This is a genomic window from Spirosoma soli, from assembly GCF_042684525.1.
Lineage (GTDB): Bacteria > Bacteroidota > Bacteroidia > Cytophagales > Spirosomataceae > Spirosoma > Spirosoma soli.
Genome location: NZ_JBHULN010000003.1, coordinates 353,194 through 375,024 on the forward strand (window position 1 = coordinate 353,194; position 21,831 = coordinate 375,024).

Consider the following 21,831-nt stretch of genomic DNA (forward strand, 5'->3'; position numbering starts at 1 on the left):
GGTAGGATTAGGTTAGTAGCGGGCCAGAATGGGTTTCTCGCCGAAAACAATCAGGGTCCGTAGTCGCAGCGTATGATCTTTATCGGGGTTGAGCAGCTTCAGCCGGAGGGTATGCTTGCCCGGCGCCAGTTGGTATTTCCAGGTCAGGTCGTACCGACGGCGCGTGAAACTGGCCGGTAAAGTAGCCGTTTCTACTTTTTTATCGTCTACATAAACCTCAACCTGACCGGCGTACTTACTTTCATATTCGTAGCTAGCCGTTTGGGCCTTTGGCCGACAGTCGCCACTGACGATGAAGCCAACGCCATCGAATGTGGCGGTGTATTCATCGACGAGATCTTTGTTGATTCCTCGCTTTTCGATCGGGAAGTGACCGCCGAAGCCTTGCTCCAATCGAACAGCTTTGGGTGTTTGTACGGCAATCGTTACGTTGTCGCCAGTCACTTTGCCACCATTTCGTTCAACAACCTGAAGCGCGTGTTTCATGCCAATACTGTATACATCGTTGAGTGACATGGCCGTGTACTTAAAATCAATGTCTTCGGCTTCTTTGAGACCCTGTTTCCAGTAAGCAGGTATCTTGTCGTAACCCAGCATCGTCCCCAGAATACCGCCCGCCGACGATGGATTACAATCGGAGTCTTGCCCGGCGCGGGTGCTGATCTGCATGGTTTTGGTATAATCGCCCTGACCATACAGCAGCCCCAGTACGATGTAAGCGGAGTTAATTTTAGCATCGATATTATACGGGGCAAAGATTCCATCCGGGCAGCCTACTTCGTCGGCCCATTTGCGCTGCACTTCCAGCCAGGTACGTTTCCAGTCGTTGGGATACTGGTCGTGCCACTTAATGACGTCGGCAATGCACTGATAGAACGTACTCTGCGCCGGAACCGTTTTTAGCCCTTCCCGAACAATGTAATTCACATCCTTGCTGACAAACGCCAACGAATACATAGCCCCCACGTAAACGCCCCCGTACCAGCCATCGCCGTAGTTCATGATATGGCCGATAGGATCACCAATCTGTACAGCCGTGTTGGGCATTCCGGGGGCCATCAATCCCGAAAAATCCGCTTCGATCTGAAAGTCAATATCGTCGGCGTGGGGATTGTTGAGCCAATGCCCCGACTGGGGCGCTTTCATGCCGTTGAGGATGTTGTAACGGCCAACCTGATTAGCATGCCAGAGCATGTAGTCGGCCTTAGCGAAAGCGTTGGCGTGTTCGCTGACGGGCGCGTCGAGCCCCTTTTTCTCGAACACATCCACAAAGGTCAGGTCCATGTACAAGTCATCGTACAGACCGGGGATCTCGAGCATCGTTTTCTTGATGTAGCCGTCGTACCACGGAATAGGCTGGTAGTCGTTCATCATAGTACCGTTAAACTTGAATTCCGTTGGCCCGCCGAAGGTGCAGCCGATCAACTGACCCGCCCAGCCGCCCTTGATTTTGTCCTGTAAAGTCGCTTTGGAAATCGTTACGTCGGCGACCGGCACTCCGGCGGCCGGTAGTCCTTTTTTGGGCGTTGACCTGGGCGGTCCGGCGGTCCGGCTGAAAGCCATCAAGGCTGATAACAGCAGTAGAAAACAGCCGACTTGTAAACGTGCGTTTTTCATTGGGTTGGTTACGAATAAAGGAATGGTCCGACGGTTACTAAGGGCAGCGCATCGACTTCGTGGCGGTGGGGCAGCGATGCCTGGGCACCCATGCGGGTTACGGAAATCGACGCAGCTTTGCAGGCAAATGCTACTGCTTCGGGCAAGTGGCGTCCTTCGGCGATGGCTACCGCCAGGGCACCGTTGAAACAGTCGCCTGCGGCCGTTGTGTCAAGGGCCGTTACGGGCGGGGCCGCAATCAGCGACGCACCAGATGGTGTCGACAGGTAGGCTCCCCGCGCACCGAGTGTAATGACCACGTTAGGCACCCCAGCTTCGTGCAGTCGCTGGGCCGCCTGTTGAGCCGTAGTTTCGTCGGTTACCCGAACACCGGTGAGTAGCTCAGCTTCGGTTTCGTTGGGTGTAATCACGTGCAGGCAGGCCAGCACCGATGAGTCGAGAAGTTGCGCCGGAGCCGGGTTCAGCACTACCCGCATCCCTCGCTCGTGACTTTGCCGAATGGCGTATTCAACGGTGGGAATGGGGGTTTCCAACTGCAGGAGGATGACCGTAGCGTTCGCATCCATCTCAACGGCTAACGCTTGCGCTACCTGCGCCTGACCCAGCCGGGCGTTGGCCCCCGACGCCACCATGATGCAGTTCTCGCCCTGGCTATCTACACCGATCAGGGCAACCCCCGATGGTTCGTCGGCATCCGTCGTGACAAAATCCGTTTGAATACCTTCGCGCTCGAACTGCTGAAGTGCCTGTCGGCCAAAAATGTCGTTGCCCACATTGGCAACAAAGGTTACGGTAGTAGCCGAAGCTCCGTTTGCCAGCCGAGCAGCGGCTACGGCCTGATTCGCCCCTTTCCCACCAGGATTCATCAGGAATGTTCCGCCGATCACGGTTTCGCCGGGGGCAGGCAGTTTGTTGCCCTTAATCACCATATCGGTGTTTGAACTGCCAATGACACAAACGACAGAGGACATAATTAAGAATACAAATTGTTGAACAAACCTATGGAATAATTGTATCGATCAAAGCCCACTTTTTGTAATATTAGCTATTCCTATAAGACCAGAAACGCTAATCTCATGATTGGTATAGTTATCAGTTTATCTTGGCAAAAAGCCTCAAAAAAGCATTGATACTAAGAATTATACCAACCATCATCCAATTATATCTTAACAGACCTATCTTTAAACTTGCATTTTTTAGCTATTCCTACGTGACAATTGACATTCTCCACCCCCTTGTTCATTCACTCACTAAATCCGAGAAACGGTATTGCCGATTATTCGCCGGCCGGCAAGCGGGCGATAAAGGCTTTTTACGCCTAATGAATTGTTTGCTCAGCTACGAGACTACAGGCGAAGACCTGACTGCCGAGCTCGCACGCTCGTTTCCTGGCGCAACTCTTGAACCAGCCCGCAAGTACCTGTACCGGGTGATCATGCAAAGCCTCAGGCAGTTTGAGCAAGACAAACGTATTGACGTTCGCATCAGTCAGCTATTGCACGACAGTCAGATTCTGTACGAACGCGGTCTGGTTCAATTTAGCCAGGAGCAGCTCGAAAAAGCGCGACACCTGGCTGAACAGCATGAGCGTGGACTGTACGTAGTGCTGGCTGCCCGACAACAGGCGGAGCAGTGGGTACGAGGACAATTTGATGATGTCGACGAGCCAACGCTGGCGCGACAACACGCCCTGATTCGTCAGCAGGTCGATCGCACCCAAACGGCGTTGCACCATGCCGCGCTTTACGAAACACTGTTGCTACGGTATCGTACGCACGGCACGGTGGGTGGTTCGGCAGATACCATGCGGCTGAACGACCTCCTCCTGGAGGAGCACCAATTGCTTAATCGCCAGAAGCACAAATCCTTTGCCATGCAGCAACAGCACTTACACTTCCAATCGGCTTACTTCCGTATGATTGGTGATGGCGCCGGGAGCTTGCGGGTGTATCGGGAACTGAACAACCTCTTCCAAAATAACCTCACCCTATGGGCTGAACAACCTCAGTATTACGTTCAACTGCTCGAAGGTATTCTATCCGATTTGCGAATGCTGGGAAAGTATGAGGAGATGGTGTACTTCATCGACCGACTTCAGACTATTGATACTCCGGCACAGGGACTACGCCACACCGTCCCCTATCTGACGCTCTATTACCAGCTGTTACTGACTGTTGATCAAGGTCTTTTTACTGATGCGGCCGCCCTGCTTGGTACGCATCCTGTATCGGCAGATGAAACCACATTCGAACGAGGACTGGCCCGCCTGGCCCTAGCCACCCGCACTGAATTCGCTTTATTGCTGGTACGTATTGACGTAGGTTTAGGGAAACTTTCGGCAGGATTACAGCGGCTAAACCAGGTACTAACTTTACCGGCTCGTTCGTTACCCAGCATGCTTCACACACAAAGCCGACTCATGAACCTACTATTGCACGCCCGACTGGGGAATGCCGATTACCTGAGTTACGCGCTACGCTCGGCCGAACGAAAACTAAAGTCAACCGGGCGGAAGTCAGCTGGGGAACAATTCACCCTTGATTTACTCCGACAGTGGCTTAATGGTCGTCTACAGGTAAGTATTCTGCAGGCAATTGATACGTTCAGTGGCAGTCCAGCCGACCATCAACTAGTGCGTAACCTGGATTTGCGGGCGTGGGCGGCAGTATGTTTGCAGCATAGATGATTCGTGAACAGACTTTGTTCGGTGTGGGGCCTTACACATATGCTCCGCGCTGCTCGAACGATACACGCACCAGAACCTGTAAAGCCTTCAAAGCAACGTTAACCGTATTGTAAACGCTTTTTATCGTAATGTCCATCACCTCGGCCGCCTGTTGGTAGCTCAGACCTTTCATATAAACTAAGTACAAAATTTCTTTCTGACGTTTAGGTAATCGATTCAATTCCAACATCATCAATTGCTTTTGCTGGCCGACAAGTTGCTCCTCAACCAACGCACATTCATACGGCTGAATCTGAAACTCGGCATCATCAAACAAGTATTCGTTCGAATTCAGTTTGTTCAATCGGCCCACCGTATCCAGTAAACGGCGTCTTATGGCGCGGTAGAGGTAAAAGCGAATGTTATCGGTAGCGCCCAGCCGAGCCCGGCTTTCGTGCAGGTGCAGGAATAACTCGTGCAGGCAGTCCTCCACTATCTGTCGGTTGCGAACCAGGTTGTAACCGTACCGATACAGATCAGCCGAAAACAGATCATATAGCCTGGCAAAAGCCGTTGGGCTTCCGTCGCGAAAGTCATTCCAGAGCAGCGTATGTTGGGCAGGAGTAAGCTGAGAAGTCATAGTGGGCGGTAAAGGCTTATGGGTGGGTCAGTTCTTTCTCTATCTCTTCCAATGATTTTCCTTTCGTTTCCGGCAGTCGTAGCCGAACGAACAGAAAGTAGACAAAACATAAAATAGCGTGGAAGCCAAACGTTAGTGGCAAGCCCCAATGCTGTTTCATGACCGGGAATGAAGCCGTGGTGAAGAAGTTCGTAATCCACAAAGCCAGCGTAGCGAGAGCCATAGCGTTGCCCCGAATTCGATTTGGAAAGATTTCCGAGAGCGCCACCCACGTAACAGGCCCTAACGTGGCCGAATAAATAGCAATGAACGCCAGCACGAAAACAAGCACCCACGCGCTGGGCAACTGCCAATAGAAAGACCCTGACAGCGCGAGTGCATCTAAACAGAGTAACGCCGATCCGTATTGGAATAATTTCTTACGCCCGACTTGATCAATGGTGCCAATGGCGATAAACGTAAAGATGAAGTTGATGACGCCGATGATAATCGACTGCAAAAAAGCCGAATTCTGCGCCATACCCGCTTGCCGGAACAGTTCCGGAGCGTATGAAAACAAGGAATTCTGCCCGACAGCCTGGGAGAAAACCGCCACGACGATGCCAATAAAGACAATCGGCCAGAGGTCTTTCCGGAACAAGTCGCTGACTATTTCGCGGGCGGCTGGCAATCCGGTTTGCTGCGAAGAGCTATCCTTGATCTGAGACGCTTCGGCGTCAGCGTAATCCCGGCCTCCGATTCGGTTTAGAATGGCTTTTGCCTCATCGTTTCGTTGTTTTCGGATGAGCCAGCGCGGGCTTTCGGCGACGAAGAACAAGCCGAAAAAGAACAACAGCGCCGGTGCCGACTGCGACGAAAACATCCACCGCCAATTGTTTACGCCGGTATTCAACAACAGGTAATTCGACAGGTACGCCAGCAGAATGCCAATGACAATCGACAACTGGTAGAACGACACCATGCGCCCGCGCATCGGAGCGGGTGAAATTTCGGCTACGTACATTGGGCAAACCAAAGCCGCTGCCCCCACCGCGACTCCGCTCAACATCCGAAACGTGACAAACAAGGGGAAACTTCCGGCCCATCCCGTCCCCGCACCCGTCAGCGCAAACAGTACGGCGCACGCCATCAGGAGTTTTTTGCGACCCAACGAATCGCTCAGCTTACCGCCAATCATCGCACCGATAGCCGCGCCCAGGTTGATACAACCCACGGCCCAGCCGACCTGAAATTCGTTGAGCAGGAAGTGCTCTGTAAAAAACGGTACGGTACCCGAAATGATTACCAGATCAAAGCCAAACAATACGCCACCTAACGCAGCAATAGCACTGATAAGATAGACATAGCTCCGGTTAACGGCCATGTCCACCGAACGACTATCCGGCTGTGCATGAATGATAATGGCCATAGGGTTGAGGGGTGAAGGGTGTGACATGTTGGGCCACAGAGCGGCACAGAGGATCACAGAGATACACAAAGATTTTTCACAACCTCCTCAGTGTATCTCCCGCCCCGGCGTACCGGTGCGTCTTGGTGCATCTCTGCGGCATAACCTCATTTCAAAGCAACATCAGCTTCTTTGGCCAGGAAGTCGGCCCCGTCTTCGGCCAGACCAGCGGTTTCCCAGGTGAGCAGGGCGTCGTTGGGTACCACATCGATTGGCGTGATGCTCGACATCGACGAGGCTGAATCGTTGTAGCCAATGTTTGACTGGCGGTTGTAGCAGGAAATCATCGACCAACGCGGCTTGTCCGACAGGTTGGCTTCGGACCGGTGGAGGATGTTACTGTGAAAAAACAACACATCGCCCGCTTTCAACTCGACGTAAATCCGCTCCATCGTTTTCAAGGCCAAGTCCACATACCGCTGCGACGCACCGACTTGTTCGCCTGAAAAGCCGTGTTCCACCCGCCCCATTTTGTGCGAGCCTTTGATTACCTGCAAACAGCCGTTTTCTTCATTGGCGTCGGTAATAGCCACCATGACTGACATCATCTGATCGGGTAGCAGAAATTCGTTTTTGTACCAGTACCCGTAGTCCTGATGCCATTCCCAGGCCCCGCCCACGCGGGGTTCTTTCTGCATCAGTTTGGAATGGAAATGGCAGACATTGGCACTAGGGTTATCCAGTAGTTGGTCCACTGAGTCAACGAGTTGCTGGCTGCGGGTAAGAAGTCCGTAGATATCGTCGCCGGGTTTGTACCAGAGCGACAGCTTACTCCGTTTGCCCGTGCTGTCGTTGACGTTAATGGCATTCTTACTGACGGCACTATCGTCAATAGCGACCTGATAGAGTTTGGCAACTTCTTCTGAACTTAAAAATCCTTTGACGATCAGGTAGCCATCCTGATTGTACTGCTGGATTTGCTCGGGCGTTAATGCTTGATTGGTCATGACAATTTCCGTTTAGCGTTTTATTTCGTATTTGCAGTCATTCGGGCATCCGTAACTTCAAAGAGTTCACCGTCATAGGGCTCGCCCAAGGTTACCGCAAATCCGGTAGTTTGCAGCGCTTCGCCGGTGAGTGTCGTCATCAGTTTCCCCTCTATAGTTTTTATCTGGTACGTTCGTTTCGGATCAAGGTGATTGACCGTTACCTGACGTGTTTTTTCAACCGCGCCATGCCGAAAAACGCCGATGAGACCGCCTTGCTTTGTGTCGGTATTGATCCGTTGAAAGCCGTCCCACTTACCTTCCATTGGCTCGCCAAAGTCAGGAAGGTCCTGGCGGTAACTCATGATCTGGTGTTTGTTCTCCATCGCTTGCAGCCAATCCGCGTAAGCCCGGTATTGCTTCAGGTCAGGAGCCGATAACTTCCGGGGGTCGCCCAGCATGATGGGCAAAGCTCCGGCCAGTGACTTGATGTGCATCTCCCAGCCAGCATCCTGCATCTCCGGATTGCCAATCACCAGCGCGGTGGCCGGTATAGCCGGAGAACGCCACCAGGCCATGTTTCGGACCCGCAGATCGACGTTAGCGCTCGGAGGGCCGTAAAAATTTGACAGCCAGTTGCCTTCGGCATGTTTCAGCATCGCGTAATCAATTAATTGCAAGCCACCCATTGTTTCAAAGGTGCAGTCGATGAACAGGTTAGGCTTGGCGGCATGAAGCTCGTCGAAGAGTTTCCAGACTTCTTCGTAGTTGGTGTACAGCGACTCGTGGTGATCTTTATGGCCTTTATGATTGGTGGCATAGCAGCCCGTTACCTTGTTGCCAAACCGGTACGTGCTGGTGACCACCGTAAAATCAAGCTTCAGGTATTCGAGCCCGTATTCGAGCGCCAACTTGAGCAACACGTCTTTGATGTATCCACGCCAGCCGGTGCCAAAGCAGGCAGTGCGCATCTTCAAATCATCTTCGTGCAGGTTGGCCGGCTGCTGCTGTTCGTCCAGCACGAACCATTCGGGATGGGCTTTGTACACTCTACTGTCAGGCGAGGCACTGCCCACGCTGACCCACAGCCCCGGCTTCATGCCCAGGGACTTGATGTAGTCGAATACGGGTTTTAGGCCATTGGGAAATTTCTTTTTGTCGATGATCCAATCTCCGTAATTATCCGCCCAGCCGTCATCAATCACAAATTCCTTCATACCGGCATCGGCGGCCGCTTTGGCCAGTTCCATGACCAGTTTTTCGTTGATATCCTTACGAAAAGGCACCCACGTATTGTAGACGAAAGTAGGCTTCTGGTCCAGCTCCGACAGTCGTGTACCCAGGTGCTTGCGGACGAAATTGGGGACAGCCGTGTTTAGTACCTCGTCCGGGTCTTTGTGATTATTATAAACGATGGTAAAGACTTGCGGTGTTGTAAATGACTCACCTTTACCGATGTATTTTCGAAATGGGTAGCGAGCCTCTTTATGCGTCAGACCGCTCAAAATAGCAGGTTCATCCCAAAAGACAGACGTGTGTTTGACCACCCCGGCGGCCTCGTTGCCAATCACAATACCCTGCTGCCAGTCGCTGTTGTGAACGGTCAGCAGCGCATCCTGGAGGTTGCCGTCATAGGGCCCAATCGACCGTCTTCGGCCGTAGTCATGGCAAATCCAGCTAAACGTAGTAGCGTAATAGGGCGTCGCCGTCAGCTTCTCGACATCGACCGATTCTAAACGGACCGGTTCGTTGGATAGGTTCTTAACCACTAAGTTTTTCCGAATAACGGGTAGGTCAGGATACAGTAGATAGCGGAGGGTTACTTCGGCCTGGCCGTCTTTGCTTTGTAAGGTCACGGCCGCTCCGTCGCCTTGTTTGTCGTCGGTGATTTTCTGAACCGTGATTAGTCGCCAGTCGCCCGAGCCGGTGTATGTTTTGCCGTTAAGCTCAAACTGAAAGTCGGAATTCGTTTTGGTGAAATATTTGTACTCACCGTCAACCGGCTTGTAGAGTATAGTCAGGAAGCTGCCTTCCGAAGCGGGTAGTTTGATCGTGCGCTGAACAAGACCGTTGTTCAGAACAAGCTCTGAACTGGTCCATTTGGCGAAGGGTGGTTCCAGGCGCGTCGATGCCTGATTGGCGGCCAGCATTGCTGACAAGCTGACACTATTCAGTAGGATTACGAGGACAAAATTTTTCATGATGCTGGCTACCGACGCTGCGTTCTGGCTATTAGGACCGTCTTCCCTTATTGTATTTTACATTCACAAAATTCAGTTATCCCAAGAATCTCCAAATGAAGTATCTTCGCATAAATATGGATTATTTTGCCTTACAAGAAATTGCCTGAAATTGATGGTAACGAAGCGACAGAATCGAAAAGGCAGGGGGTTTACCGGTGAGCGGATGATTGAGATACCGAAGGAGGTATTGGAGAAATGCCGGTCAATGCCCCTCATCAGTCAGTTGTTTATTACCCAGATGGGCTTTTTTCCGAAGGCGTTGCACCACTATTACCAGCGGCCAACGGGCATGTCGCAGGTGATTCTGATTTATTGCACCGACGGACTCGGCTGGATTCAGGTTCCCCAAGGCCGGGTAACCCTACAGGCAGGCGATATGTACGCCATTGCGCCGGGTGTGCCCCATTCCTACGCGGCTGACCCTAACAATCCGTGGACGATCTACTGGTTTCACATCAACGGTACGGCCTGCCATGAATCGGTTTGGGCCGCCATGGGCAATCGTGACAACCTGAGCCAGGTTGTCCGGGTGGTGTTCTCAAACGAACGGGTTGCACTCTTCGACCGGATATACGAGACGTTTCTGAATGGATACAGCCAATCGAATCTGCTCTTTGCCAACCTGACGCTCCCTTATTTTCTGGCGTCGTTCGTGTTGCCCGAAAACTTTCAGCGCGGCCTGATCACGCCCGGTCCCTCGCCCACCGATAAAGCCATTGGCTATATGAAGCAAAACCTGGCGAACACTATCCTGCTGGATAATATTGCTCAATCAGCCAATCTGTCCACCTCGTTTTTTTGCCGGAAGTTCAAACAGGATACCGGTTACGCTCCCATTGAGTATTTCAACCACCTCCGCATCCAGAAAGCTTGTCAACTTCTTCACTTCAGTGATTTACGCATCAATGAGGTGGCTACTCAACTGGGCATCGACGATCCGTTTTATTTTTCTAGACTGTTCAAAAAGCAAATGGGCGTTTCTCCCGCTAAATACCGGAAGAGAGAGGGGATGCAGCGCAGCGCTTAGTGTCAACAAATCTTTCTTAAACAAAAAGCCCCAGAGAATCCATTCTCCAGGGCTTTGCAAGTAACAAAAAGCTGTCTGACTACTAAAAATCAATAACCGGGATTTTGCTTGATTTTAGTTGGATTGATGTCAATCTGACTTTGCGGAATCGGGAATACAAGGTTGTTTTCGGTCAAGGCTGTTTTGATACCAATCGAAGCCGCTTTGGCTTGAAGAACCGGTAAGGCTCGGCCCGTACGGACCAGATCGAACCAGCGGTGTCCTTCAAACGCCAACTCCACACGTCGCTCCTGTTCAATAGCCAGCCGCAGATCAGATTGAGCAGTGACTGTTTTATCGGCTAACCCGACTCGTTTGCGAACCTGATTCAAATAAGGCAATGCGTCGGCTGGTTTACCGGTTTCGTTCAACGCTTCGGCGTACATCAGCAGCACATCAGCGTATCGGAGGACATACCAGTCATCTTCTGAATCGTTATTCACAACCGGTGGGTCTGCGTACTTTTTGATATAATAGTAATCGACCTTTACTCCGCTGCTGTTTACATAACTACTGGCCATTGACACGTTACGGCGCGGGTCACCCGGTTCGTAGCTGTTGTCCAGATCAGGCGTAGGGCGGTTGTTACCGGCCCCACCAAACTGAATCACGGCGTTGCCGGAGTTTTCGGGAGCGTATTGGTTGGCCCAGTTGCTACCTTCCCCAACGTTGCCTTTCTTATACTGTACCTCGAAGATAGACTCTTTACTGTTTTTATTCGCTGGTTTAAACAGGTCAGCGTAGTTCGGTAGCAGCGAGTAAGTTCCTCTGTCAATGACCTCTTTCAGTTTTGCACTGGCATCGGCATACCGTTTCTGGGTCAGGTACACTTTACCAAGCAAACTCTTGGCAGCACCACTGGTTGCACGGCCAACATCACTTCCGGTATACGTAACGGGGAGAGCACTTTCAGCATCACTTAAGTCCTTATTGATTTGGGCATACACATCAGCCACCGGCGCCCGGCCGTATTCGTACCCCTGTAGCGGGTCGGTAATTTCGGTTAATACCAGCGGCACATCTCCGAAAACCCGCACTAAATTGAAGTACATAAGCGCCCGCAGAAATTTGGCTTCTCCAACAACTCGTTTTTTAAGAGTTTCATCCATCGTAACGCCGACAATTCGTTCGATAACGGAATTGGTCCGGTAAATACCCCGATACCCGTCGCTCCAACGGGCCAACGTGAACGGATTGGTGGTTCGAACGTAGAATTTATCGAACTCGTCCTGGTCCGTAACAGACCCGGAAAGCACAGGGGTCGTATCGTCGGACGGAATTTCAGCCACGACGTAGAGTTGACCGTACTGTCCGTTAAACTGCAAGGCACCATATGCGCCATTGAGGGCCGTTAGCACATCTGACTGACTCTTAAAAAAGGAGGTTGTCCCCACCGCCGAAACAGGCGATAGATCCAGGAATTTCTCTTTGCAGGCGGTTAAGCTCAACGCCAGCAGCCCGGCAAGAATATATTTCGTTTTCATAATGCTTAGGGAGAAAGGTTAAAAGCCCAGGTTTAGCCCAATCGTGTAGGTACGCGCCAGCGGATACGACCCATAGTCGACACCGCCCGTCAGCGGTCCTTCGTAGCCGCTGACCTCCGGGTTGTACGACAGGTACTTCGAGAAGGTAACTGCATTCTGTACGCCTGCATAGACACGCAGCGTTTGCGCCTTGATTTTTTGGAGCACCGTACGCGGTACGTTATAGCCCAGGGTGATGTTGCGAATCCGGAAGTACGTAGCACTCTCTACCCAGCGGCTCGACACCTGGTTATTATTACCCGTTGAGCGGGTATTGGCCCGCGGGGTTTTTCCGTCGCCAGGGTCCTGTGCTGAACGCCAACGACCTAATACCGTTGTCAACTCATTCGCATTCCCTTCCAGGTTTTCATAGAACCGACGCGATAGGTTCAGAATCTGCCCGCCCTGAACGCCCTGCGCAACGATACCTAAGTCGAAACCTTTAAAGGAGAACGAGTTGGTAATGCCGTAGATAAAATCGGGCTGGTTATTACCAATCAGCGTCCGGTCGTCAGCGGTGAGTTTCCCATCGTTGTTTACATCCGCAAACTTTACATCGCCGGGTCGGCTGTCGGCGAAGTGCGGATAAGCGTCCAGTTCAGCCTGACTCTGGAAGATGCCTAACTGCTGATAGCCGTAAAAACTCCCTAAAGGTTGTCCAATGACGGTGATGTTGGTTTCGCCAACGCCGGTGCCGCTTCGGATCGGGTCGCCCGTGGGTCCGAGCGCCAGGACTTTGTTTCGGTTGAAGGACAGGTTCAGGTCCGTTGTCCAGGTAAACCCTGATCCCGTTCCATTGATGTTGCGGGTCGACAGGGCGAACTCCATGCCTTTGTTCTCCACCTGGCCAATGTTTCGCACCGCCGTCGAAAAGCCCGTTAGCGTCGGCACTTGCACCTGTAATAACAAATCGGTGGTGATCCGTTTGTAATAATCGACCGTGAATGCAATGCGGTTCTGGAAAAGGCCCAGGTCGAGACCAATGTCAGTCTGTCGACTTTTTTCCCAACTTAGCTGCGGATTGGCAATACTGCTGGTGGCCAGGCCGTTTGCCAGACCGTTACCCAACACATAATTGTCTTTAGTAAGCACCCCAATAGCGGGGTAATTGTTCGTTGTTCCGTCGTTGTTTCTAAAGGCATTATTACCCGACAGTCCATAGCTGGCTCTCACTTTGAGATCTGAGATGACCGGTATCGTCTTCATGAATGGCTCTTCAATGATTCGCCAGCCCACCGATGCCGACGGAAACGTCCCAAATCGTTTGTCCAGACCGAACCGCGACGACCCATCGCGACGGATCGACGCATTGAACAGATACCTATCTTTATAGCTGTAGGTAACCCGCGCAAAATATGACGCCAGCGACCACTGATCCCGGTATGAAGCACTGTTTAGAGTTGCTCCTCCAATGACTGCACTTTGTACTACTGTACCCGCATTTACTGTTCGGACGATGTCATTTGGAAAGTTATTTGCGCTAATTCGACTCTCCTCATAATCGTTGCGCTGCGACTCTAAACCGACCAGGGCATCTAAATGATGAGTTGTACCAAGGTCAAGCGTGTAGCTCAGCGTGTGGTTGGTTACCCAGTTGATATTCTGCGACGTATAAGCCGAGCCTACACTCACGTTTGGCGGCAATAGCTGGTTCAGCGGGATAGCTGAAGTTTGGTACTGATTCTGCCGCAGGTAGTTTAGGTCCCCCCCAATGGTCCCCCGGTAGCGGAGTGACTTCCAGATGGAAAGTTCGGCGTAAGCGTTACCCAGCAACCGAAGCTGGGTAACGCGGTTATCGGCCTCCGTAATATTCGCTACGGGGTTTGTAATCCCCGGCCAATCGTAGGGAGCCGCGTAAAAAGCCTGCGAGTTATACGTAACGCCGTCAGCCTGGTAGATTGGAATGAACGGCGGAAGTGACAAAGCGGCATTGATGACCCCGTTGCCCGCCCAGTGACCGTCGGAGTTCACCCGATCTTCGGCCTGGAACGACGGACTGAAACTTAACCCAACTTTGAGTTTTGATGAAAGCTGGGCGTCAACGTTTGAACGAACAGTATACCGGTCTATACCCGATTTTTTGATGATGCCCTGTTGATTAAGGTAGTTCCCTGAAATGAAGTACTGTACTTTTTCGGTACCGCCCGACGCCGACAACTGGTAGTTGCTAATGGGGGCTTTCCGGAAAATCATATCCTGGTAATCGTAGGAAGTTAAGCTGGCCGGATCATCAAAGTTTACGCCTGGAAATTCACCCCGCGGGTACCGGTACCGCTGACCCGATGCCCGGACACTGTTCGGATCGTTAGCCGAAGAACCTGGCACCCGTTCGAGATAAGCCGTATTGAAGGCTTCTTTTGAATACTCGGCAAACTGCTGGGCATTCAGCATATCCATCTTCTTACTAACCTCCTGAATGCCCGTGTAGTAATCGAAATTGATTCGCGTCTGCCCGGATTTACCCCGTTTGGTGGTAATCATGATCACCCCGTTCGAGCCGCGCGACCCGTAGATAGCCGTAGCCGACGCATCTTTGAGTACGTCGATTTTATCTATATCGTTGGGATTGAGCTGATTGAGTCCTCCAGCGTTGGTTGTGCTTCCGGAGTTCAGCGGTTGTCCATCAATCACCACCAGCGGACCGTTGCCGGCGCTGATTGACCCCAGGCCCCGCACCTTAATCGAAGGAGAATTGCCTGGCGCCCCTGTATTTTGCTGGACTAAAACGCCGGGCATTCGGCCCGTAAGCCCTTCCACTACGTTGGTAACAGGCTGGTCTTTAATGGTCTGCGTTTGCAGTGACGCGACCGAGCCGGTTAATTCTCGCCGATTCTGAGTACCGTATCCCACTACCACAACCTCGTTCAGGGTTTTATTGTCGCTGGCCAGGGTTACGTTCACAGTATTCCGATTGCCGACAAGAACCTCCTGCGTAGCGTACCCGATGAACGAGAAGACCAGCGTCAGGGTACTGCCCGTATTTTGGTCAGGAACGGCAAGTCGGTAATTACCATCACTGTCCGTTGTTGTACCTCGGCTGGTTCCTTTCAGGACCACACTCACCCCCGGTAAGCCACTGCTCGTTGCATCGTCGGTGACGCGCCCACTGATAGTCTGATCGGTAACGGCCAGGGTAGTTACCGCTTTGGTTTGTAGTTGACTAATAGAACCCGTCTCCGGCGAGCCGGTGTTGGCGGCCCCCGTTGGCAACAGAGCAGGGCTGGTTACTGCTGCCGCCCCTCTGGTAGCGTTATTATCAGTCAATACGACAAATACGCCTTTCTTTACTTTTGTAAAGCGCAATCCCTGTGGCTGGAGGACTCTGGCAAGATTCTTTTCTACCGAAGCCCCCGGCTCGATGCTCGACGGACTTACCAGATGATCGCTTACCAGGCGATCTTCAAATAAAATATCAACCTGGTAACGCACCTTAAACTGATTCAAAACCTCCCGGAGTTGAAGTGTCTGTGGACTTTCGACCTGATGCGATGTGCGGGGAAACGCTTTGGCCGTCGCCACAAATTGCGCCAGTCCAGGATGGCCTCCCGCCAGTACAGAACTGAACAGTAAGACATAAAATAGGCGTACAGAGTAGATCATTTACGTAATTCGTTTTGTGGTTAGGCGTTAATCGGTGAAGGAGACCCGGTCATTTTCCCGGATGTAATTGACTTGCAGAAGCTGAGAAATTAATTGCAACAACTCATTGGCATTTCGGGCGGTGAACGAACCCGAAATGGTTCGACTGGCCAACTGCGCATTGGCAATGGTGACAGTGAGGCCGTAGTTCTCGTGCAGCAGTTGCGCCACCTCGCGCAGCGACGTCCGCTCGAACTCGAACCGATGGTCGACCCAGGCAGCCATGGCTTCAGGATGTGCCGTTCGGGTCAGGGCCAGCTTACCCTGGCGGTTGAGGGTAACTAAATCGCCGGGGTTCATAATCAACGGCGATCGGGTAGGCTGCCGGGTTGTTAGCTCTACGCGACCCGAACGAAGTGCCACCCGGGTGGCCCGTTCACGGCTATAGACGGTAAACTGTGTGCCCAGTACCGTTACGTTGAGCCCCTTGGGCGTCAGTACAACAAACCGCTGCTGGTCTGGCAAATGGCGAACCGCAAAGTCAGCTTCGCCGGTTAGTTCTACCGTTCGTTGCTGTTGGATGGCCTGAGCAGCATCCGTACGCTGCTTACCAAAACTCGTGGGATTAGGTAACCATGAGCTGCCAAACCAGCGAGCAAACCGCAACGTCGAATTAGCATTAAGTATAACAACGGACCCATCGGGTAGGGTTAGTCGGCGGGTTTCACCAAAACTGGTCTGAACAGTCTTGTACAGCAGAACATCCCTAAACCACCAGCTAGCTGCCATCAGCACTAATACCACCGAGGCCGCCAGTAAACCATGACGACGCATCCACTCACCCGTCCGGCTAAGCGACCAGCTGGCTGGCCGCTGCTCTTCCGCCGGAGGGCTTTCGGGTGGCGTATGGTGTATTCGATGGGCCGTTTTTTCGAACATGGGTTGCCAGTTCGTGTTCGTTTGTAACCGTTCTAGCTCCCACTCATGCAGCCACTGGTAATATAACTCCCGGTTACTCAGCTCCGAAAGCCAGTGCTCAACTGATTTTTTCTGTAGCGGACTCACCCGACCCGAGAAATAGTCGAACAGAACCGCTTTGTTGACGATATCTTCCATGAACAAATAGTTGCCCGTTGTGCACAGGCAGAATGAATTACCCTTAGTGGAATGATAGAAAAAGTAGCAGCCCCATTGGCAGAAACACCCGGCGCAATTGGAGAAGAGCGCGGGCCATATGGGCTTCAACGGTTTTGAGCGCCAGGCCCAGTTCGTCGGCGATCTCCTGATTTTTTCGGTTTTCGAACCGGCTCATCAGAAATATCCGCTGACATTGCGGTGGTAGTTCATGTATCGCTCTCTCTACCCGCTGAAAGGTCTCATCGTATTCGATAAGCGTTTGGGGCGTCTCATCCATACCCGCGTCGCTTATGTAGTCGAGAGACGTAGGCGTACGATTGCCCGTGAGTTCATCGCGCAGATAGTTATAAGCCCGGTGACGAACGGCAGCATACAGATACGTTCGATAGCTATGCTGAACGGTCATATAACTACCCGTTTTCCAAAGCTGATAAAATACTTCTCCGACAATGTCCTCAGCAACTTCCAGCGTATAAACAAACCGCACGGCATGACTACAAAGCGGTCTGTAATAAAGCCTGAACAGCACCTCAAACCCTTTTTGGGGCGAGCTGGCAAAGGCGTTTCGGACAACGAGTTCGTTATCTACTACCGGTACGGTCCGATCCATTTCGTGCAACGGGCGCATCCAGTAGGTTGGGGTGGGCATAGGTTGACCTTCAGATTCAGTCATTTGTTTGGCAGTCAAGTGCTGGGATGACACAAATAAGAAGGCTTACCCTTAGTCAGCTACTATGTATTTTTAAAATTATTCTAGTTTTTTCACAAAACCGTTGGTAATGGCTGATAGCTGTACCATTAGCTAAGGCTATAATCCTAAGCAGGTTTGCGTTTTTTGGTCCTTTTACTACTACAGTCAATCCTTCACTATCTCTGAAACGGGTGTAATCACACATTTTCCCGGTACGGCTGTGGGTTGTCAACAAAATCGTTTACCGATGAGTGGTCAGCACTTGATTATCGATTAGCGCATCAGTACACGAGCGGTTTCTAAGCCAATCAAAATTTTAACTGGCTAAAACCGGGATAAATAAAGGGGTTTGTACTTTATGTATTGAGTCACTGAACTAGCCGCTCGACCATTCTATTACAGACACCTTTTAACTCCAGATGATCCACTTAACGCTTTTACAACGATTTCTAGTAGGGTCTTTAGCCATCCTGGGATCGGTTGGCCTGATAGTCAGCAAGCCTGAACCGGGTACGGATTGGGCCGAATACAATGGCGATGGAGCGCGAAGTCACTACTCACCCCTGAGTCAGATCACGCCCGACAATGTACAACGGTTACAGGTGGCCTGGACCTATGCCTCCGGCGGAGCCGATACGGTTGGCAACCGAACTCAGATGCAGTGCAATCCAGTCGTAATTGGTGGCATTCTGTATGGTGTTTCAGCTAATACACAGGCGTTTGCTGTTGATGCCAGTACCGGTAAAGAGCGCTGGAAGACCCGGCTACCCGATACGGACGGCACCACCAGCCGGGGCGTAACCTATTGGACAGATGGGTCTGAGGAACGGATCTTCTTCGGCGCGGGCAACTGGCTGTATGCCCTTGATGCCAAAACGGGTGAACCCATCCAGGAATTTGGGCAAACTGGGCGAATCAACCTATTAGAAGGAATCACTCGCCCCGGTGCTGATGAGTATGTCCGGTCCAATACACCCAATACAATTTATAAGAATCTGCTTATCGTAGGTGCACGCGTGTCAGAGGGCGAAACAGCCCTGTTGGGCGATATACGGGCTTTTGACGTACGGACAGGCCAGAAAGTATGGACGTTTCATACGATTCCTCAACCCAGCGAACCGGGCTACTCAACCTGGCAACCGGCCAATCCACGGCAACGACTGGGTGGAGCTAATGCCTGGGCGGGGATGGCCATCGACCGAGAGCGCGGTATTGTGTTTATACCGACGGGATCGGCTGCGTATGATTTTTACGGCGGCAACCGTAAGGGTGATAACCTCTATGCCAACTGCCTGCTGGCGCTGGATGCCGCTACGGGTAAACGATTGTGGCATTTTCAGTTTGTACACCACGACATCTGGGACCGCGACCCACCAGCTCCGCCTAACCTGCTGACTGTCGTGCAGGGAAACAAGCGCATTGATGCCGTAGCGCAGACAACCAAACAAGGCCACGTTTTTGTGTTCGATCGGGTTACAGGCAAGCCCTTGTTTCCGGTCGTTGAAAAGGCTTTCCCGACGGATGGCGTAGCTGGCGAACAACCCAGCCGGACACAACCTATTCCTCTGAAGCCAGCGCCCTTTACGGCTCAGGCATTTACCGAAAAAGACATCAATCCGTGGGCCAGTAACCGAGACGAAATTGCTGCTACGTTGCGAAAAGCCCGAACTGGTAGTCCCTTTATCCCGCTCACGTCGACCATGACAATTTTTTTTCCGGGTACGGATGGTGGAGCGCAATGGGGCGGATCAGCTACGGACCCGGAAGGCACAATTTATATACCAGCCAAGCAAAATCCGTGTTTTTCAACCTTGATTTCCACCGAGCAACCTACAGCGGGGAAGGCTTCCGTTACCGGGGCGAATCTGTACGCGCTGAACTGCAAAGCTTGCCACGGCGCTGACCGAAAAGGCAACCACGACGGTTCGTATCCGTCTCTGCTGGGGGTGAATGCCCGTTTATCAACGGATGCGATTCATCAGGTTCTCTTGAAAGGGCGAGGCATGATGCCGTCGTTTTCGCACCTGCCCGAAGCCGAACGTAAAGCCATTGTTGACTTCCTGCAAGACAAGACGACCTCAGCCCAACCCGTTAACGCCCCGAAAGCAGGCTTGCCTTACCAACACACAGGCTATAACCGCTGGTACGATAGCAACGGCTACCCGGTGAGTGCACCACCCTGGGGTACGCTTACGGCCATCGACCTGAACACCGGAGAACACCGATGGCAAGTCCCGTTAGGCGAATATCCCGAACTGACCGCGAAGGGCATTCCACCGACAGGGACTGATAATTACGGTGGCCCGCTCGTTACGGGTAGTGGTTTGCTGTTCATTGCCGCCAGTCGGGATGGTCAGCTACGGGCGCTGGACAAACGAACGGGCAAAATTCTCTGGCAGGCCCCTCTACCCGCGGCCGGATTTGCCACCCCGGCGACCTATTCAGTCAATGGTAAACAATACGTCGTCATTGCTTGCGGGGGTGGCAAACTCGGCCGTAAATCCGGTGATCGTTACGTTGCTTATGCACTTCCATAGGCATTTACAAAAGCACTCAGGCGTAGCGTTCCTTCAACAAGTTCATCATGAACACGTTGATCTCCCATTGATTACCAATGGGCAATTGGGTGTACGGCATGACGGGCATGTAGGTCGCCGGCCCAAACTCGGTCGTTACGGTCAACTGGGTGCCGTTTGCTTGATGTCTTTTAACGACCTGATCCCACCAGGCCAGATGCGTATTGAGCGTCAGTTCCCATTCGGGAGCGCGGGGATCGTTGACCTGCGGCCCTTCCGGGTGCCCCACCCGACTGTGAATGTGGTCGGCGCGGGAGATGGCCAGACTGACGGCTTCGGTCTGATCGTCGAGCAGCGATTCGTGGACGTTGCACCAGTGCGAAATATCAAGGCAAATCCGAACATCGGGCAATTGAGTCAGGTAGTGCTGTGCGATATGAGCCGCAAACAGCGCCTTACCCCGGTGCGTTTCGTGGATGATTTTGACGCCCGTTTCGGCCGAAATACGGGCGGCCAGATCGAACAACTGCCTGTTCTGATCGAACGTAAAGAAATCCTTCCCCGTCTGGCAGTTGATAAAAACAGGGTTGGCAGCAATCAGGTTTCGCAGATATTTTTCGTAGTTCTGGCTATGTTCGTCCAGGTCGCGCTCGAACGACTGCCAATATTGCCCTATCAGTTCGAGATCATAACTCTTGAGTGTATCAATGATGATTCGGCTATCATCTGCTTCCAGAGGCAGGGCCATTTCGACACCGTCGTAGCCAGCAGCCTTTACGTTCCGGCAAAACAGGTCAAACGGCAAGGTATTACCCCAGTGCGGGGCGTAAAATTTAGTGGGCATGGTGGGAATTCGCTTCTACCGATGGTCAATCCGTTAAGCCTTTGAGATAAGCAATGCTCTGGGGCACCTGCGTGGCAATGCTGGGGCTTTCGTCTTCGATGTAGTAATGTTCAACGCCCGCTTTCTGAGCCGCCTTCAACACGGCGGGCAGGTTGATTTGCCCCGTTCCCAAAGCTACGTCATTCTCCACGGGCGTACCACCCGACAGGTTGCCGACCACGCCTTTGCGAAGGTCTTTCAGGTGCATGAGTTTAAAGCGGTTGGGGTACTTGTTTAGCAACGCTGCCGGGTCCTGACCCGGAAAAACCGTCCACAAAATATCTAGCTCATAGCTAACGTACTTCGGGTCAGTATTCTGGATGATGTAGTCCATGAGCGTACCGTTCTCGTATTTCTCAAACTCGTAGCCGTGGTTGTGATAGCAGAACGTAAGGCCATACTCGTCCTTTAACTGCTTGCCGAATTTATTGAAATCCTCCACGGTTGTCTTGGCCAGATCAAGCGTAAAGGGTCCTTTATGCGGTACCCACGCTACCCGCACAAACTGAGCGCCGAGGGTCCTGGCGTTCTGACCAACTTCGGCCAGCTTGTTTTGCAGATCGGGATAACCCACGCCAAAGGAGGAGCATTTCATGCCGCGCTCATCGAGGAGTTTACGCAGCTCAGCGGCCGTTTTGCCGAAGAGGTTGGAAAACTCCATGTCGGTAATGCCCAGTGCCTTGATGGTGTCGAGCGTGGCTGCTACGTTCTTAGAAAAGCTGTTCCGGTAGGTATACGACACCATGCCTGGCGTCTGCGGGAACACCTTTTTTTGAGCCTCAGCCGAACCGATGGTCAGCAGGGTAAGTAAAGCGAATAGGGTATTTTTCATGTCTTTCGGTTGTAAGTTATGACACGGAGATGCACAGAGTAGTATGGTATTTACAGAAGTCCTCTG

The 21,831-nt window shown here is 52.2% G+C and carries 15 protein-coding genes; 3 read left to right on the forward strand and 12 right to left on the reverse strand.

Features of this window, described 5'->3' with window-relative positions; all coding sequences use genetic code 11:
• Window positions 1-12: 12 nt before the first annotated feature.
• Together ACFSUS_RS07570 and rbsK are read right to left on the reverse strand one after the other, a co-directional pair.
• The gene (locus tag ACFSUS_RS07570) at window positions 13-1,617 is read right to left on the reverse strand and encodes an ADP-ribosylglycohydrolase family protein (RefSeq protein WP_381521189.1); all 1,605 of its coding nucleotides are present in this window, start codon (window positions 1,615-1,617) and stop codon (window positions 13-15) included.
• An 8-nt stretch (window positions 1,618-1,625) separates the two neighbouring features.
• Window positions 1,626-2,588: a ribokinase gene (gene rbsK / locus ACFSUS_RS07575; RefSeq protein WP_381521191.1), complete on the reverse strand. Its 963-nt coding sequence runs from the start codon at window positions 2,586-2,588 to the stop codon at window positions 1,626-1,628.
• A gap of 350 nt (window positions 2,589-2,938) precedes the next feature.
• On the opposite strand from rbsK, the gene ACFSUS_RS07580 reads away from it, so the two are divergent.
• Window positions 2,939-4,303 carry a hypothetical protein gene (locus tag ACFSUS_RS07580; RefSeq protein WP_381521193.1) on the forward strand — a complete coding sequence of 455 codons (1,365 nt, stop codon included), beginning with the start codon at window positions 2,939-2,941 and terminating at the stop codon, window positions 4,301-4,303.
• A gap of 31 nt (window positions 4,304-4,334) precedes the next feature.
• Here ACFSUS_RS07580 and ACFSUS_RS07585 read toward each other — a convergent pair whose 3' ends face one another.
• From ACFSUS_RS07585 to ACFSUS_RS07600, 4 genes are all read right to left on the reverse strand, one after another.
• Window positions 4,335-4,922: an RNA polymerase sigma factor gene (locus ACFSUS_RS07585; protein ID WP_381521195.1), complete on the reverse strand. Its 588-nt coding sequence runs from the start codon at window positions 4,920-4,922 to the stop codon at window positions 4,335-4,337.
• Window positions 4,923-4,938: 16 nt separating this feature from the next.
• Entirely contained in the window at window positions 4,939-6,330 is a 1,392-nt protein-coding gene (locus ACFSUS_RS07590; RefSeq protein ID WP_381521197.1) for a sugar porter family MFS transporter, read from the reverse strand.
• 146 nt (window positions 6,331-6,476) lie between these two features.
• Window positions 6,477-7,316, reverse strand: coding sequence for a phytanoyl-CoA dioxygenase family protein (locus ACFSUS_RS07595; protein ID WP_381521199.1), 840 nt, complete (start codon window positions 7,314-7,316; stop codon window positions 6,477-6,479).
• Window positions 7,317-7,336: 20 nt separating this feature from the next.
• Window positions 7,337-9,496, reverse strand: coding sequence for an alpha-galactosidase (locus tag ACFSUS_RS07600; protein ID WP_381521200.1), 2,160 nt, complete (start codon window positions 9,494-9,496; stop codon window positions 7,337-7,339).
• Window positions 9,497-9,650: 154 nt separating this feature from the next.
• Here ACFSUS_RS07600 and ACFSUS_RS07605 point away from each other — a divergent pair, with 154 nt between their 5' ends.
• On the forward strand, window positions 9,651-10,565 hold the full coding sequence (locus ACFSUS_RS07605; protein WP_381521202.1) for a helix-turn-helix domain-containing protein: 915 nt from the start codon (window positions 9,651-9,653) through the stop codon (window positions 10,563-10,565).
• Between the two features lie 89 nt (window positions 10,566-10,654).
• Here ACFSUS_RS07605 and ACFSUS_RS07610 read toward each other — a convergent pair whose 3' ends face one another.
• From ACFSUS_RS07610 to ACFSUS_RS07625, 4 genes are read right to left on the reverse strand one after another with little or no spacing between them, the layout of a single operon-like run.
• A complete protein-coding gene (locus tag ACFSUS_RS07610; protein WP_381521204.1) occupies window positions 10,655-12,088 on the reverse strand; it encodes a RagB/SusD family nutrient uptake outer membrane protein in 1,434 nt (477 codons plus the stop codon).
• Window positions 12,089-12,106: 18 nt separating this feature from the next.
• Window positions 12,107-15,727, reverse strand: a complete 3,621-nt coding sequence (locus tag ACFSUS_RS07615; RefSeq protein WP_381521205.1) for a SusC/RagA family TonB-linked outer membrane protein — start codon at window positions 15,725-15,727, stop codon at window positions 12,107-12,109.
• A 27-nt stretch (window positions 15,728-15,754) separates the two neighbouring features.
• On the reverse strand, window positions 15,755-16,822 hold the full coding sequence (locus ACFSUS_RS07620; protein WP_381521207.1) for a FecR family protein: 1,068 nt from the start codon (window positions 16,820-16,822) through the stop codon (window positions 15,755-15,757).
• Between the two features lie 43 nt (window positions 16,823-16,865).
• Entirely contained in the window at window positions 16,866-17,516 is a 651-nt protein-coding gene (locus tag ACFSUS_RS07625) for an RNA polymerase sigma-70 factor (protein WP_381521209.1), read from the reverse strand.
• A gap of 437 nt (window positions 17,517-17,953) precedes the next feature.
• Here ACFSUS_RS07625 and ACFSUS_RS07630 point away from each other — a divergent pair, with 437 nt between their 5' ends.
• Window positions 17,954-20,071, forward strand: coding sequence for an outer membrane protein assembly factor BamB family protein (locus tag ACFSUS_RS07630; RefSeq protein ID WP_381521211.1), 2,118 nt, complete (start codon window positions 17,954-17,956; stop codon window positions 20,069-20,071).
• A 16-nt stretch (window positions 20,072-20,087) separates the two neighbouring features.
• On the opposite strand, the gene ACFSUS_RS07635 is transcribed toward ACFSUS_RS07630, so the two are convergent.
• Window positions 20,088-20,894 carry a sugar phosphate isomerase/epimerase family protein gene (locus ACFSUS_RS07635; RefSeq protein WP_381521213.1) on the reverse strand — a complete coding sequence of 269 codons (807 nt, stop codon included), beginning with the start codon at window positions 20,892-20,894 and terminating at the stop codon, window positions 20,088-20,090.
• A gap of 25 nt (window positions 20,895-20,919) precedes the next feature.
• Window positions 20,920-21,765, reverse strand: coding sequence for a sugar phosphate isomerase/epimerase family protein (locus ACFSUS_RS07640; RefSeq protein WP_381521215.1), 846 nt, complete (start codon window positions 21,763-21,765; stop codon window positions 20,920-20,922).
• Between the last annotated feature and the right edge of the window lie 66 nt (window positions 21,766-21,831).